The sequence below is a fragment of the Fonticella tunisiensis genome (assembly GCF_004364155.1).
Taxonomy (GTDB): Bacteria; Bacillota; Clostridia; order Clostridiales; family Caloramatoraceae; genus Fonticella; species Fonticella tunisiensis.
This window is the reverse complement of record NZ_SOAZ01000014.1, coordinates 50,886-66,121: the sequence shown is the minus strand read 5'-3', so window position 1 is coordinate 66,121 and position 15,236 is coordinate 50,886. Positions and strand designations below refer to the sequence as shown.

Sequence of the window (15,236 nt, the reverse complement as noted above, 5' to 3'; positions counted from 1 at the left end):
AATTCACCCTTTTTATTTGTATTCTTTTGCTGCTTCCTCTCCTGATAAGACTCTAAGTCCTCCTTCAGCAAGTGCAAGCATCTCATCCTCTCCAGGATACACAACAACAGGAGCAATAAAGCTTACTCTTTCCTTAATCCATCCCACGAATTCCTCTCCAAAGGCAAGTCCACCGGTTAAAATTACTGCGTCCACCTTTCCGCTTAAAACTGCGGCACACATCCCTATTTCCTTTGCAACCTGATATGCCATAGCTTTATAAAGAATTTCAGCTTTTTTGCTTCCCTCCAGCATCATCTTTTTGACATCTCTTGCATCGTTTGTTCCAAGGTACGCAACAAATCCTCCCTTACCCGTTATCATCTTCTTCAACTCTTCATATGTATATTTTCCTGAGAAGCAAAGTTTAAGAAGATCGCCAACTGGAAGGCTTCCTGTCCTTTCAGGTGAAAATGGCCCATCGCCATCAAGTGCATTGTTCACATCAACAACCCTTCCCTTCATATGGGCACCAACGGATATTCCTCCTCCCATATGGGCAACAATAAGATTTAAGTCCTCATATCTTACTTTTCTTTCCTTTGCATACCTCCTGGCAACTGCCTTTTGATTAAGGGCATGGAAAATGCTCCTTCTCTCTATTTCAGGCATACCTGAAATCCTTGCCATATCCTCCATCTCATCAACTACAACGGGATCAACTATAAATGCTTTTATTCCAAGGGGTTTTGCTATTTCATTTGCAATAATTCCTCCAAGGTTTGAAGCATGCTGCCCTTGAACACCAGCCTTAAGATCCTCAAGCATAACGTCATTTACTTCATATGTCCCGCCTTCAATTGGCTTCAAAAGTCCCCCTCTTCCAATAACGGCATTTAGTGTCTTTATGTCAACACCCTTTTCCCCAAGGGCTTTAAGTATAACGTTTTTTCTAAAGTCATATTGTTCAAATATTGTTTTAAACTTACCAATTTCCTCCAATGAATGTCTTAAGGTTTCCACAAAAACAGGATTCAAATCATCATATACCGCAATTTTCGTTGAAGTTGAACCAGGATTTATAATGAGCATTCTATACATACATTTCCCCCTAATTTAAACTGAAACATACTATCATTAAGTTTTTTAATATATAGTTATAATATATAATTATAATATATAGTTTTAATACCTGCTATTAATTTATTTTTATTTTATAATTTAAACTATCCTAATTTGCCTCTGCCACAAGAGACGCAAGGGCCATTGAATAGAGCTTGCTTTCATGGCTGTCGGCCCTTGATGTTAAAATAACAGGTGCAGCTGCCCCTGCAAGTATCCCTCCATTTTTAGCTCCCGACGTATATGTCAATGTCTTATACATTGCATTTCCCGTTTCAATGTTTGGTACGAGTATTATGTCAGCCTTTCCTGCCACAGGACTTTCTATTCCCTTATGCCTTGCCGCTTCCTCAGATAAAGCATTATCTATTGCAAGTGGGCCGTCCACCAAACATCCCTTTATCTGCCCTCTGTCGTTCATCTTCGAAAGTGCTGCAGCATCAAGTGTTGGCTGCATATCAGGATTTACAACCTCAACGGCCGCAACTGCCGCAACCTTTGGCATTTCAATTCCTATTGCCTTTGCCACATTAACTGCATTTTCAATTATCTGCTTCTTCGTCATAAGATCAGGTGCTATGTTCATTGCAGCATCTGTGATCAGAATAATTCTTTGAAGTGCCGGAACATCAAAGACAGCAACATGTGATAATATCCTTCCTGTCCTCAATCCCTTTTCCTTGTTTAAAACCGCCCTTAAAAAGGTTGAGGTATCCACAAGGCCTTTCATAACCATGTCAGCCTTTCCTGTGGATACAAGCTCCACAGCAGTTAAAGAAGCCCGAGCTGCATCAGGTTCATGTATAATTTCAAATTCCTTTAAATTCATATCAATTTTCTTTGCAGCCTCTTCAATCCTGGCACTCTCTCCTACAAGAACCGCATCTGCAATTCCCCTTTTTCTAGCATCCCTTATAGCCTCTAAAACAGTCTCATCCTGTGCAGCTGCAACTGCAACCTTTTTTATGCCGTTTATTTTAACTCTCTCAAGTACTTCATCAAAATTTTTAATCATAGCCTACACCTCTTCTTCGTAAATTTTTGCTTTTTCCTCACCATTAACAACCCTAAAGGCCCCTTCAGCCAGTGCTTGCATCTCATCCTCACCCGGTATGATTTCAATTGGAGCAATAAAATAAACTCTATTTTTTATTAAATCTGTAATCATCTTTGAATATGCAAGTCCACCAGTCAATATAATTCTATCGACTCTGCCTGAAAGAACCGCAGCGCATGCTCCTATTTCCTTGGCAATTTGATAGGCCATGGATTGCATTATTAGTTTAGCCTTTTCATCGCCATTTTCAATCATAGCAGCAACTTCCCTGATATCGTTTGTTCCAAGATATCCCACAAGTCCTCCCTGACCAACGAGCTTCTTCTTGAGTTCCCCATATGTATACTTTCCTGAGAATGCAAGGTTTATAAGATCTCCCACAGGCACTCCTCCGGCTCTTTCAGGCGAAAAAGGGCCTCCTTCATTTGCATTGTTCACATCAACTATTCTTCCCAATTTAAGTGCAGCAACTGATATCCCTCCTCCAATGTGGGCAACTATAAAATTCATCTCATCAAGGTTTTTACCAATAGACTTTGCAATTCTTCTAGCCACAGCCCTTATGTTCAGGGCGTGTACAAGAGATCTTCTTGGAAGCTCAGGATGCCCTGATATCCTTGCAATTTCTTCAAATTCATCAACTGCAACCGGATCAACTATATATGCGTCTATACCTTCGTTGTCGGCAATAGATTTTGCAATTATACCTCCAAGGTTTGAGGCATGCTCTCCCTGAATTCCAACTTTCAAATCCTCAATCATAGCGTCTGTAACCTCATATACACCTGAAGGTACAGGTTTTAAAAGCCCACCCCTTCCAACCACCGCAACAAGCTCACTTGTTTCTATTCCTTCTTCCTTTAGCCAGGATAATACTGTATTTTCTCTATATTCATATTGTTCTGAAATTTTATTATATTTTAGTAAATCATTTGCGAAATGGATGAGATTTTTTTGTTTAAGATTGGTTATACCTTCGAAAAGAGCTACTTTAGTTGAAGTTGAACCTGGATTTATAACAAGTATGAAACGCCTCATTAATTCTCCACCCTTAGCTTTATCCATAAAAAATACTTAAACACAGGGCTTATCGACATTTTAATTTATTTTACATAACTATCGAAAAGCCCTTTTATCACTAATTTCTACCAATATTTTAATATATTTGAAAGAGCATTTGCAACATACGGGAAATATAATGCTAATTATTATCCCCGAATTGACCAAAATTACCCTTCAAATGGGGCATATTTCTCAATTATTCTTTCAGCGATTTTGATTCCGTCCACAGCAGCTGACATTATACCACCAGCATACCCAGCCCCTTCACCGCATGGATAAACTCCTGCTACAGTAGTTGATTCAAGTCCTTCATTTCTCACCATTCTGACGGGTGATGAAGTTCTGGTTTCAATCCCCGTTAAAACCGCATCATATTCGACAAATCCCTTTATCTTTTTATTGAATTCCAGAAGGCCTTCCTTCAGCACAGCAATAACCTCCAATGGAAGACATTCCTTTAAGTTTCCAAAGTTATATCCCCTTGTATAGCTTGGAATCACCTTTCCAATTTTTGAGGACTTCCTATCCTTCAAAAAATCTCCAACAAGCTGCACTGGAGCCGCATATCCACCACCGCCAGCCCTATATGCAAGCGACTCATAATATCTTTGAAATTCCACTCCTGCAAGGGGATGTGAACTTTTGAAATCCTTTTCATAAACTCCTACAACTATTGCACTGTTTGCATTTACCTTATCCCTTTTATATTCACTCATTCCATTAGTTACAACTCTGTTCTCTTCTGAGGCAGCTGCAACAACAACCCCTCCAGGACACATACAGAAGCTGTAGCACGGCCTTTGATACCTTTTACTTGTAAAAGTCAAACGATAATCTGCGGCCTTAAGCCTGGGGTGGCCTGCATACTTACCATATTGCCTTTCATCTATCATACTTTGAAGATGTTCTATTCTAACACCAATTGCGAAGGGCTTCTGCTCAAATACAATTCCTCTGCTCATAAGCATCTCATATGTATCCCTTGCACTGTGCCCAACCGCTACTACAACAACTTCAGCCGGTATGTCATACTCATCATTTACCCTGACGCTGGTTACTTTACCATCCTTTACTATGATGTCTGTAACCCTGGAATTAAATTTAACATCCCCACCCAGGCCTATTATTGTATTTCTTATGTTTTTTACAACATCTCTTAGTATATCCGTTCCTATGTGCGGCTTTCCTGAATAGATAATCTCATTAGGTGCCCCTGCCCTTACAAACTCCTCAAGCACAAAATCACATCTTTTGTCTTTAATTCTGGTTGTAAGCTTTCCATCTGAAAATGTTCCGGCTCCCCCTTCTCCAAACTGGATGTTTGAGTTTAAATTCAGTTCTCCCGTTTCCCAGAAAAGCTTAATATTGTTTGATCTTTCCTCAACTGATCCTCCTCTTTCTAAAATCAGGGGCTTATATCCATTTTTAGCCATAACAAGACCGGCAAAAAGTCCTGCCGGTCCGCTTCCTACAATGATAGGCCTGTTTTTTAATTTTATGTTTCCATATACGATCTGCCCATCTTTTTCATGAACTTCCAGCTTAACATTTGGATTTCCAGCACGAAGAGCAACCTTTTCTTCATTGTCACAATTGAATTCCACATGGTAGACAAAATCAATCCTATCCTTCTGTCTTGCATCTATCGCTTCCCTTAACACCTTGAAATTTCTAATGTCTTCTATGCTGATACCTGCAATCTTTGCTGCCTCTTCTTTAACTTTATTTAAATAATCATCTATTGAAACCCTTATGTTGTTAACTCTTATCGACATGTTTTACCTCCATCATTTTTTCGTTATAGTAACTTCGATTTTCTGCGGCGAATAATCTACTACATCCGTTCCATCAGGGTTCACAACCTTTACGGGCACCTGATGTGTACCTTCAGCTAAAACTGCAAGATCAATGGACGCTGAAATGTTCTTGCTTTCGATACTGTTTATGAGGCTTTCAGCCCCTGACAGAGTTATATTTACATTTGTGGACTGTACGTCGTAATTATATGCATCCTGCCGATTCATTATATTGAGCGGCACTGTAAAGTTTTTTTGTATCCTATTTTCTACAATAAAGTCTACATTTATACTCTTTATGTCCTGTGAATCACTTACAACCCATACTCCGGAAGGAATATTAAGGAAAAGTTCCCTTGTTGACGTTGAATTGATTTTAGAAAGATCAAATGGAACTGTAGTTATTTCTTTTACTTTGTCAAGTGTATTACTATCTCCAATTATAGTTACACTATCAATCCTGGGCTTGATTGACTTTAAAATCTTCGCTTCTGGAAGCCTTCCAGTGGTCTTCACAGATATAGGTACGGTCTTTGAAGGTTTAATTGGAACATTCACATTTAAATTCTTAGGTTCAACATTTACATAGGGCACGGTTTTACCGTCTCTTCCCTGTGGCTTTACAGGTATAACTGCGTTTAAATCCTTTGTTGTTGCATTATCTAAATTAACCTGGCCAACAACCGACACTACAGAATTTACATATTTTTCAGGCCCAGAAACCAGCACCTCGGTAGGCCTGCACTCCGGCTTTAAATATCCGTAACCCTCCTTAACATCTCCTAAAACGTTTACAATTACTGGAACAGTTTTTTCAAGGTACGTATCCAGTTCAACATTTATAAGGTTATACTCGTTATTGTCAACAATATCCACTGTCGAAGGCTTGGATTTAATCTTAAAGGGCACTTGATTGGGCCCTTTTCTAAGTGGATAACCTGCTAAGTCCGCCTCAACAACAAAATCATTTGGAGTAACATTATTTACACTCAGTGCCCTTCCCTTAACTGTTATATCTACAGTTATATTCTGCTCAGGTACTAAGGCAAGATTGAGCTGGGATATTGCCTCCTGGTTTACAAGCTTTACAGGAATGTCTCTGATGACTTTTGTTTGCAGCGGGTTTTCCTCACCCATTACGTATATCCACAGGATAAATGCAAGAAACATAGACACAATTATAAGCATTATTTCTTGTTTTTCTTTGTTAGCCATGTTTTCACCCTCTTAACCAGTGTTGTGTCCATGGACATATTATGCTGAAGAATTTTAGTTAAAACCATTTTAAGCCTTTCTTCGTTATAATTTCTTGTAAGCCTTCCATTTAGAGCAAGAGAAATTGTTCCCGTCTCTTCGGACACAATAATGGATATGGCATCAGAGTTTTCGGTAATACCTATTCCAGCCCTGTGCCTCGTCCCGAGATCTTTTCTAATTGTCTGCTCGGTAAGTGGCAGTACGCAGGCTGCAGCTGCAATTCTATCCCTTCTTATAATAGCAGCCCCATCATGAAGTGGCGTATTTTCAACGAATATATTCTCCAAAAGCGCTGCTGAAATACTTGCATCTATTTTAATTCCACTCTGCATATATTCTCCAAGCCCTGTATCCTGCTCAATAACGATTAATGCCCCGGTTTTAGAAGAAGAAAGGTTTACGGCAGCAGTCGCTATTTCATCGACCACCCTCTGTATATCCTCATCCGTTTCGAAAAGTCTTCTGGAAAAAAACCTGCTTCTTCCAAGGTGTTCAAGGGCCTTTCTGAGCTCAGGTTGAAATATAATTATAAGTGCTATAACGCCAACTGTTAAGGTGTTTTCTATAATCCAGTACAAGGTTACAAGTCCAAAGAGATCTGCAATTTTCATAACTGCAATAATAAGTATAAGTCCCTTTATTAACTGCTCAGCTCTGGTTTCTCTGATTAGCATAAACAACTTATATAGTATATAGCCAACTATCATTATATCTATTACATTGAAAATCGTTATGTTCTTGATAATGCTCACAAGCCCCTGGAGGTCGCTCATCAATTACATCCACTCCCTGAAATCAATCTCAGATATAATTATATACCAAAAATTTAAAGTATAGTATACAAACTATGAATTAAATATTAAATTACGGGAAAAATTATGACATAGTAGGCATTTTAAAGCGAGGGGTTGATTTTATGGTTATGATAAACGATGAAAAGATTGAAAATGAAATAAAGGATTTACTTGACAGTAGAATGTATAAATCTGCCCATGATATAAAAATTCAATGCAGAGACGGTTATGTAACCCTCTTTGGATTTGTAGATAATCTTGGCGAGAAAAATACAGCGGCTGAGCTTACAAAGCTTGTTGAGGGAGTAAAATCTGTAGAAAACTGCCTTACAGTTTCAACCGATGGGACTCTAACCGATAAGGAATGCGAAGCTGAGGTTATGAGCAAAATAAAGGATATACCAGATATTGCTGATGTAGGTGTAAAGGTCCAAAAAGGAGTAGCTGTCCTTGAGGGAACAGTAAAAACCCTTAGAGATAAAAACCTTGCCATTCACCAGGCATCTAAGGCATTTGGCGTTAAGGACGTTGTGTCCCATATAGAAATCAGTTCTTTAAAAGAAGTCGATGATGTTTCCATACATAATAGAATTCAAATGGAGTATAAAAACTCTCCTATTCAGGATGGAGATATAAAAACCGAAATTCATGACGGCAACGTAACTTTAAGTGGATTTGTAAACACCTTTGATGATATGGAAACAGCCCTTGAAATTGCTGAAAGAGTGGAAGGAGTTAGAAGTGTTAAAAACCTTATTAAAACAAGGAATTAAATATTAAATAAGGGCATTGAATTGCCCTTATTTAATATTTGTAATATAATTATATTTATTAATTTATACATTTTTAGGAGGTGAAAAAATGGAGGAAAGATCAAGGAGAAGGCAGCGGCGAGATAATAGGTCAAACTCAAAACAAAAAATACTTATTGCATCAATAACTGCTTTGGTTATTCTAGGAGTTTTATTTGGAACCTATTATTTTACTTCAAGTAGATCTGACTCTAAATACTTTTCATATATAAATTTTCAAAAGGAAAATGTGGACAAGGTTAATGTTGAGGTTGCAAAGCTCGCTTCAAAAATAGATGAGCTAGATTATAAGAATGCGGATGAAGTAAACAAACTTATTACTTCACTTTCTACCAATTATGATAATATACAAAAAACCCTGAACGAGCTTATGGCTTATAATCCTAATTCCAAGTATAGTGAACAATTTGATGCCTTCAGAAAGGGTGTCGGGTTTAATGCCAAAATACTGCAACAAACAATTTTAATATTAAGAAATCCCACCAAGGACACAGATAATGCCCTTAAGGATTTAGATACCTACCTTTCTGAAACAACAAAATATTATAATATGGCAAAGCTCCGTAACTTCTCCATATCCCTTCCAAACGAAATGCTTGCCATCTCCGGTAACGTAACTACCTATGCAACAAAGGCCAATAACGATTATGAAGCTAAAAAAAGGCTTTTGGAACAGTATACAGAATATATAAGTTCAATGGAAAATATACATAAATCCTTCCAAACTGCAATGGTAGATTTGAGTTCAAACTTTGACCTTATACTTTCCGGCAAAAGGAGCATAGGTGATGTGTACGTTGATGTTGATAAAAAGATGACGGAAATAAATTCAATTAAAAACTCCTATGATTCCATAAACGTTCCATCAAAATTTGCCAATCAACACAAAAAATTTAATACTATAATCGAATCCTATTTCAACTACTGTCAGGAATTTAAAAATACCCTTACAGCAATAGAAGAAACTGGAAACGATAAGGAAAAGCTTGATGCCCTTGGTGAGGATATTGACTCAATAAGAATTAGATACGTAGAAATCAAAAATTCCTTCGACAATTACCTGAATCAGTTTAATAGTGATAAATATTACTATCAGGATATAAACAATCTATAAAATAAGGCCTCGCAGGCCTTATTTTATTTCAATATTATGTTCTTTCGCAAGTTTATCCAGTTGTCTTGCGAATTCTTCTATTCCTTTTCTTCCAGAATCAATATGTGTATTAGCCTCATATATAATTTTGATGTCCTGCTTTTCAAGGGCTGTTACTATAAGTTTAAACCCCTCACAGGCTTCAACAGCCTCTGTTTCAATTTATATAACCATAGAAAGCTCTATGTTTACATAATTCAACAGATCCTCCTTCACCTTATCCTTACCACACCCCAACAGAAAAAAGACTAATACCGCTAATAACGTTAAAAATTTAATCTTCAATACATCAATCTACTTTACTATATAATATTTAGAATATTTAAAAATGACCTTTAGAACTAAATCATATTTTAAATAATTTTTCTTTACACACCTTTCCATCATATACTAAGCCTGCTTTTCAAATACTAATAAAAAGGAGGGATAGCATGGCTAAAAATAGGGCAAAGGAAAAACATATGGCTCTTCCCATAGAAAGGCATACAACTGCAGCATGGGCCAACACAAAAAAGATGAAACCAGTTTCGCAGGTAACAATTCCTGACGAAGTAGACGTAATGAATGCCAAGGAGTACGTTGACACAAATCAAAAATAGGAAATCCCCGGCCGGGGATTTCCTATTTTTAATAGTTCATTTCAGCTAATCTTCTATAAGTATCATATCTTTCTCTAGCATGCTTTTCAGCAGCCTCAAATAGCTCTTCTGCCGCATCCGGGAAGACCTTGGCAAGTGAAGTATACCTTATTTCGCTTTCAATAAATTCTCTGAATGGTTTTGTTGGCGGCTTGGAATCAAGGATAAAGGGATTCTTCCCCTGTTCCTTAAGAAGCGGGTTATACCTGTAAAGATGCCAGTATCCACATTCTACAGCCTTCTTTTCTTGTGCTACACTTGTTCCCATGCCTGTCTTTATTCCATGACTTATACATGGTGCATATGCTATTATAAGGGATGGTCCAGGATAGCTCTCTGCCTCAACTATAGTTTTTATGGTGTGATTCATATTGGCTCCTAATGATATCTGAGCGACATAAACATATCCATAACTCATAGCCATAAGGCCCAGATCCTTCTTTCTCACCCTTTTGCCAGCTGCAGCAAACTTCGCAACAGCAGCGGTTGGCGTTGATTTCGAAGATTGGCCTCCGGTATTTGAATAGACCTCTGTATCCATTACAAACAGGTTTACGTCCTCTCCTGTTGCAAGAACATGGTCAACACCGCCATATCCTATATCGTAGGCCCATCCATCTCCTCCTATTATCCAATGGGACCTCTTAACAAGGAAGTCCTTCTTTTCCATGATCTCTTCAAGGACCCTATTTCCCTTGTAGTTTTCATTTTTCATTATTTCTATTATTTTATCTGAAATAGCCCTTGAAGCTTCTCCATCATTCATCTTGTTTATCCATTCGTTAAATGCATCCTTAAGGGCATCGCTAATTGGCAAATGTATGGCTTCCTTCATCAGCTCCAAAAGCCTTGCCCTTATCTGCTTTACTGCAAGATGCATTCCAAAGCCAAACTCTGCATTATCTTCAAAGAGGGAATTAGCCCATGCAGGCCCCCTTCCAAATCTATCTGTTGTATAGGCAGTCGACGGTGCACTTGCTCCCCATATGGATGAACATCCGGTTGCATTTGCAATCATCATTCTATCACCAAAAAGCTGAGTTAAAAGCCTTATATACGCCGTCTCTCCGCATCCCGGACATGCACCATGGAACTCAAGGAGGGGCTGCTTAAACTGGCTGCCTTTAAGTGTCTTTGGATCCATAAGGTTATCCCTTATTGGAAGGGTCATTGCATATTCCCAATTTTCTGCCTGTTCCCCTATTTGTTCATCGGCTGGCTTCATAATAAGCGCCTTGCCAGGTGCAGGGCAGACATCTGCACAGTTTCCGCATCCCGTACAATCCAGGGGGCTTATTTGAATTCTAAATAAGTAATCCTCAAGCCCCTTTCCCATGGCTTTCTTACCTACAAAGGTTTTAGAAGGTGCATTTTCAACCTCTTCAGGTTTTAAAAACATTGCCCTTATAACTGCATGGGGACATACATATGCACACTGGTTGCACTGAATGCACTTATCAACCTGCCATTCAGGAACTGTAACGGCTATGCCTCTCTTTTCATATTTAGTCGTTCCTGCTGGATATGTTCCATCTTCCATGCCGTTAAAGGCACTAACCGGAAGTTCATCTCCTTCATGCCTTGCCATTGGTCTTTGAATTTTCTTAACAAATTCAGGTTCATCCTTAACAGGCATATTTTCAAGGTTATCTTCGGCATTCATCCAGGATGTTGGAACGTTTACCCTTTTGATGGATTCAATTCCTCTGTCCACAGCCTCCTTATTCATTTGAACTATCTTGTCGCCCTTCCTGCCGTATGTCTTTTCAATTGATTCTTTAAGGTATTTTACTGCATCTTCAACAGGAATAACATTAGCAAGCTTGAAGAAAGCTGCCTGCATTATCATATTTATTCTTCCACCAAGGCCTATTTCCCGGGCAATAGAAATGGCATCGATAATATAAAAATTAATATTATTTTGAGCGATATATCTCTTTAAGGAAGCCGGCAGCTTGGTATCGAGCTCTTCTTCACTCCAAGGGCAGTTAAGAACAAATGTACCATTTTTCTTAAGGCCTTTCAAAAGGTCAAAATGGTATACATATGATGGATTATGGCAGGCAATATAATCTGCGCTGAATACAAGGTATGGCGATTTAATTGGCTTTTTGCCGAACCTGAGGTGCGACACCGTTGACCCTCCTGACTTCTTGCTGTCGTATGAGAAATACGCCTGGGCATAAAGATCGGTATTATCTCCAATTATTTTAATGGCGCTTTTATTGGCTCCAACTGTACCGTCGGAACCCAGCCCCCAGAATTTACAGCTTATAGTACCCTCAGGTGTGGTTTCAATTATTTCCTCCTCAGGCAGCGATGTGTTTGTTACATCATCCACTATTCCTATTGTAAATCTATCCTTTGGTTTATCCTGCTTTAAATTCTTAAATACGGCAAGTATCTGTGATGGAGTTGTATCCTTTGAACCAAGTCCATACCTTCCACCAACTATAAGTGGTTTGTTCTCTTTGTTATAGAAAAGTTTTACGATATCCTGATAGAGAGGTTCTCCAAGTGAACCCGGTTCCTTGGTTCTATCAAGGACTGCTATTTTTTTAACTGAATCTGGAAATACATTAAAGAAGTATTTTTCACAAAATGGCCTGTAAAGGTGTACCTTTATTCTTCCAACCCTTTCTCCCTTTGCAGCTAAGTAATCAATAACCTCATCTATGGTATCACACACAGAGCCCATTGCTATGATTATGTATTCTGCATTCTCATCACCGTAGTAGTCAAAGGGGTGATACTCACGACCTGTTAGCTTTTTAATTTCCGCCATATAACTTTCAACTATATCTGGAATTTTATCATAGAATTTGTTCGCTGCTTCTCTTCCCTGGAAGTAAACATCGGGATTTTGTGACGTTCCCCTTATAACAGGATGTTCAGGATTTAGGGCTCTTTCTCTAAACTCCTTAATTGCATTATAATCAACTATCTTTGCAATATCATCATAGTCTATGGTTTCTATCTTCTGATATTCATGGGAAGTCCTGAAACCATCAAAGAAATGAAGAAATGGAACCCTTCCTTTTATTGCACTGAGGTGAGCAACAAAGGCTAAATCCATAACCTCCTGAACGCTTGAAGACGCTAGAATTGCAAAACCAGTCTGCCTTGTCGCCATAACGTCCTGATGATCACCGAAAATTGAAAGTGCATGGGTTGCAATCGACCTGGCACTCACGTGAAATACCGCAGGTAAAAGCTCCCCGGCCATTTTGTACATGTTGGGTATCATTAGCAAAAGTCCCTGCGAAGCAGTATAAGTTGTGGTGAGTGCACCTGCCTGAAGTGATCCGTGCACCGCACCGGCAGCTCCTGCCTCAGACTGCATCTCAACAACCCTTACAGGCTGTCCGAATATGTTTGTCTTTCCATGGGCAGCCCACTCATCAACTCCCTCAGCCATTGGCGTTGATGGAGTTATAGGATATATTGCCGCAACCTCTGTAAGTGCATAGGATGCATATGCAGCGGCCTGGTTACCGTCCATAGTTTTCATAGCTTTAGCCATAATAAACCCTCCTGATCTTATATTCTAACTCTTATTTATTATTTGCCATTACTTCATTATCATGCATTGGAGGGCTTTAAAATGAAAAACTTCGGGAAATTCCCGAAGTCTTATTTACCACAGCATTTTTTGTACTTTTTCCCGCTTCCACAGGGACACGGGTCGTTTCTTCCTATTTTATTTTCATTAACAACTATTTTTGATCTATTGAATTCCTTCTTTATCTCTTTCCTTCTCTCTTCAGTTAATATATTGTCCCACTGAGGAAGGTTAAAAAGCCAGCTTGCCTTAGCTTCAAGCATATTGTAATATAATTTTTCAAAATCTATCTCCATATTTAAATCCGAATTCTCATCAAGGCTTTCAAGATCAATCGCAGATACAAGGCTTGTGTTTATACCATAAACAAATCCAGTAAAGTTAACCACGTCCATGCCAAACTTTTCTGCAAGTTCCTTAACAGTTCCATTTAGAATGTTAACCCTGTTTTCAAGTATGTACTCATAGATGTTCTGCTCTTTAGTTAAATAATCCTTCCAGAACCTATCATATTCATCCTTTGTTCTTTCCTTAGATGCTAGTTCTTCCCATTCTTTAAGTAAGCTCATATCCATTTCTCCTTTATTTTTTATGTACACCATGGAATTATATCATATTTTTCTTTGTGTTACATCCTAAATTTTTAAATTATAAGCAAAGCTGGCAGTGACTCTATAAGGAAAATAACACCAAAGAAGAATTATATTGTAAAATATTTTCTCATAAAAACTCTTGCATTTCCCCCCTTTTTTTAACTATACTTTAAAAGTAACACCAAAATACAAAGGAGAGTTTTTATGTTCTACAGGGAGGCACTAAGGGGAATAAATAAAGGAGGATTTTGGAATATGCTAGTAATAGACGGAGTTGTAGGAGTTGGTAAAACAACATTGATGAAAATCATGGAGGAGCGCGGTTACATACCCTTTGAAGAGCCTGTATATAACAATCCAATACTTGAAAAATTCTATTATGATAGAGTAAGATACAGCTTCCCTCTTCAAATATTTTTTCTAAATAAAAGGTTTAAACATATAAAAGAAGCTTCTCTAGTACATAACGCAGTAATGGACAGAAGTATATATGGAGACGTAATATTTGCTAAGATGCTTCAGCAGTCAGGAGAAATGAGTAGGGAAGAGTTTGATTTATATCTTGAGCTTTTTGAAAATATGATAGAACACTGCAAGCCTCCAAAGCTTATGGTATACCTTGAAATATCTGTAGATGAGGCTATGAAAAGAATTCAAAAAAGAGGCAGGGAATATGAAAAGGTAGTTGAAAGAGAATACTGGGAGCGATTAAACGCAAACTACAGAGAATATTTTGATCAGTATTCAATATCTCCTATTCTTAAAATCAATGTTGATAACATAGATTTTGAAAACAACCATGATGACAGGGAGTACGTTATAGGCCTCATAGAAAACAAATTGAGAGAACTCGAGGATGCTGTTTAAATTATAATAGGCAAGAACCCCACGGGCTTTAATGGAAAACCCGTGGGATTTTTTTCTTAGCTCATAACATCATCCAGTGCATCATGCAGCTCATCCTTAACCTCAACCATACTGCCAAGATCAAGGGATGGATTTTTAAAATGCCCGCCCATGCTGCTTATAATATCCCTGACCCTTTTCTCTTCATTTGAGTCGGTTTCAACTACAACCTTACAGTTTATGTCCGTTATTTCTTCAAAGCCCCCCATACCGCTTACCATGGGGCTTGCTGCTGCAATGGGCGAAACATCCTCTTCCGAAACTCCCCCAGACCTTAAAACGAGGTTAGAAAGGCTTGGTGAATTAGTGCTGCCGGGCAAATTAGTTTGAAGGTTTCTTTCATTTATATTGTCATCATTAAGATCAACATATGCATTTTTAAATCCCTCACTATTTAATTTTTTAACCGCTTCATTTGCGTTCTTTATGTTTCTGAAAAATCCTTCGACTTTCATATTATTCCTCCAGATAAAGATAACTTTCTATTTGAAATATAGTCCTGCAC

The 15,236-nt window shown here is 38.2% G+C and carries 13 protein-coding genes; 4 read left to right on the top strand and 9 right to left on the bottom strand.

Translation table 11 applies throughout. The annotated features are described in order from the left end of the window. Window positions 1–12: 12 nt before the first annotated feature. The 6 genes from buk (EDD71_RS09410) to cdaA form a co-directional block, all read right to left on the bottom strand. Window positions 13–1,080, bottom strand: coding sequence for a butyrate kinase (buk, locus tag EDD71_RS09410; protein WP_133628485.1), 1,068 nt, complete (start codon window positions 1,078–1,080; stop codon window positions 13–15). A 130-nt stretch (window positions 1,081–1,210) separates the two neighbouring features. After that, entirely contained in the window at window positions 1,211–2,116 is a 906-nt protein-coding gene (gene ptb, locus EDD71_RS09405) for a phosphate butyryltransferase (protein WP_133628484.1), read from the bottom strand. A gap of 3 nt (window positions 2,117–2,119) precedes the next feature. After that, complete coding sequence (gene buk, locus EDD71_RS09400) at window positions 2,120–3,196, bottom strand: butyrate kinase (RefSeq protein ID WP_133628483.1); 1,077 nt, start codon at window positions 3,194–3,196, stop codon at window positions 2,120–2,122. A gap of 191 nt (window positions 3,197–3,387) precedes the next feature. Continuing rightward, the gene (locus EDD71_RS09395) at window positions 3,388–4,995 is read right to left on the bottom strand and encodes an NAD(P)/FAD-dependent oxidoreductase (RefSeq protein ID WP_133628482.1); all 1,608 of its coding nucleotides are present in this window, start codon (window positions 4,993–4,995) and stop codon (window positions 3,388–3,390) included. Window positions 4,996–5,007: 12 nt separating this feature from the next. Next, window positions 5,008–6,231 carry a CdaR family protein gene (locus EDD71_RS09390; protein WP_133628481.1) on the bottom strand — a complete coding sequence of 408 codons (1,224 nt, stop codon included), beginning with the start codon at window positions 6,229–6,231 and terminating at the stop codon, window positions 5,008–5,010. Next, window positions 6,204–7,046: a diadenylate cyclase CdaA gene (gene cdaA / locus EDD71_RS09385; RefSeq protein WP_133628480.1), complete on the bottom strand. Its 843-nt coding sequence runs from the start codon at window positions 7,044–7,046 to the stop codon at window positions 6,204–6,206. The genes EDD71_RS09390 and cdaA overlap by 28 nt, the downstream gene beginning before the upstream one ends. A gap of 143 nt (window positions 7,047–7,189) precedes the next feature. On the opposite strand from cdaA, the gene EDD71_RS09380 reads away from it, so the two are divergent. The 3 genes from EDD71_RS09380 to EDD71_RS09370 all read left to right on the top strand — a co-directional run bounded on the left by EDD71_RS09380 (window position 7,190) and on the right by EDD71_RS09370 (window position 9,631). Beyond that, window positions 7,190–7,840 carry a BON domain-containing protein gene (locus EDD71_RS09380; protein ID WP_133628479.1) on the top strand — a complete coding sequence of 217 codons (651 nt, stop codon included), beginning with the start codon at window positions 7,190–7,192 and terminating at the stop codon, window positions 7,838–7,840. An 88-nt stretch (window positions 7,841–7,928) separates the two neighbouring features. Next, window positions 7,929–8,993: a hypothetical protein gene (locus EDD71_RS09375; protein WP_133628478.1), complete on the top strand. Its 1,065-nt coding sequence runs from the start codon at window positions 7,929–7,931 to the stop codon at window positions 8,991–8,993. Between the two features lie 470 nt (window positions 8,994–9,463). Next, complete coding sequence (locus EDD71_RS09370; protein WP_133628477.1) at window positions 9,464–9,631, top strand: CDIF630_02480 family spore surface protein; 168 nt, start codon at window positions 9,464–9,466, stop codon at window positions 9,629–9,631. A gap of 28 nt (window positions 9,632–9,659) precedes the next feature. Here the strand turns inward: EDD71_RS09370 and nifJ are convergent, their stop codons facing one another. Both nifJ and EDD71_RS09360 read right to left on the bottom strand, forming a co-directional pair. Further along, entirely contained in the window at window positions 9,660–13,193 is a 3,534-nt protein-coding gene (gene nifJ, locus EDD71_RS09365; RefSeq protein ID WP_133628476.1) for a pyruvate:ferredoxin (flavodoxin) oxidoreductase, read from the bottom strand. 110 nt (window positions 13,194–13,303) lie between these two features. Then, a complete protein-coding gene (locus EDD71_RS09360) occupies window positions 13,304–13,801 on the bottom strand; it encodes an SEC-C metal-binding domain-containing protein (RefSeq protein WP_133628475.1) in 498 nt (165 codons plus the stop codon). Between the two features lie 228 nt (window positions 13,802–14,029). Here EDD71_RS09360 and EDD71_RS09355 point away from each other — a divergent pair, with 228 nt between their 5' ends. Further along, window positions 14,030–14,692, top strand: a complete 663-nt coding sequence (locus EDD71_RS09355; protein WP_243116434.1) for a deoxynucleoside kinase — start codon at window positions 14,030–14,032, stop codon at window positions 14,690–14,692. Between the two features lie 56 nt (window positions 14,693–14,748). On the opposite strand, the gene EDD71_RS09350 is transcribed toward EDD71_RS09355, so the two are convergent. Continuing rightward, window positions 14,749–15,186, bottom strand: a complete 438-nt coding sequence (locus EDD71_RS09350) for a hypothetical protein (protein WP_133628474.1) — start codon at window positions 15,184–15,186, stop codon at window positions 14,749–14,751. Between the last annotated feature and the right edge of the window lie 50 nt (window positions 15,187–15,236).

Coding starts and splice junctions, on each gene's coding strand:
- EDD71_RS09355 (WP_243116434.1), top strand. CDS start 14,030: ATGTTCTACAGGGAGGCACTAAGGGGAATAAATAAAGGAGGATTTTGG.
- buk (WP_133628485.1), bottom strand. CDS start 1,080: ATGTATAGAATGCTCATTATAAATCCTGGTTCAACTTCAACGAAAATT.
- EDD71_RS09375 (WP_133628478.1), top strand. CDS start 7,929: ATGGAGGAAAGATCAAGGAGAAGGCAGCGGCGAGATAATAGGTCAAAC.
- EDD71_RS09350 (WP_133628474.1), bottom strand. CDS start 15,186: ATGAAAGTCGAAGGATTTTTCAGAAACATAAAGAACGCAAATGAAGCG.
- EDD71_RS09370 (WP_133628477.1), top strand. CDS start 9,464: ATGGCTAAAAATAGGGCAAAGGAAAAACATATGGCTCTTCCCATAGAA.
- EDD71_RS09380 (WP_133628479.1), top strand. CDS start 7,190: ATGGTTATGATAAACGATGAAAAGATTGAAAATGAAATAAAGGATTTA.
- nifJ (WP_133628476.1), bottom strand. CDS start 13,193: ATGGCTAAAGCTATGAAAACTATGGACGGTAACCAGGCCGCTGCATAT.
- buk (WP_133628483.1), bottom strand. CDS start 3,196: ATGAGGCGTTTCATACTTGTTATAAATCCAGGTTCAACTTCAACTAAA.
- cdaA (WP_133628480.1), bottom strand. CDS start 7,046: ATGAGCGACCTCCAGGGGCTTGTGAGCATTATCAAGAACATAACGATT.
- EDD71_RS09395 (WP_133628482.1), bottom strand. CDS start 4,995: ATGTCGATAAGAGTTAACAACATAAGGGTTTCAATAGATGATTATTTA.
- EDD71_RS09390 (WP_133628481.1), bottom strand. CDS start 6,231: ATGGCTAACAAAGAAAAACAAGAAATAATGCTTATAATTGTGTCTATG.
- EDD71_RS09360 (WP_133628475.1), bottom strand. CDS start 13,801: ATGAGCTTACTTAAAGAATGGGAAGAACTAGCATCTAAGGAAAGAACA.
- ptb (WP_133628484.1), bottom strand. CDS start 2,116: ATGATTAAAAATTTTGATGAAGTACTTGAGAGAGTTAAAATAAACGGC.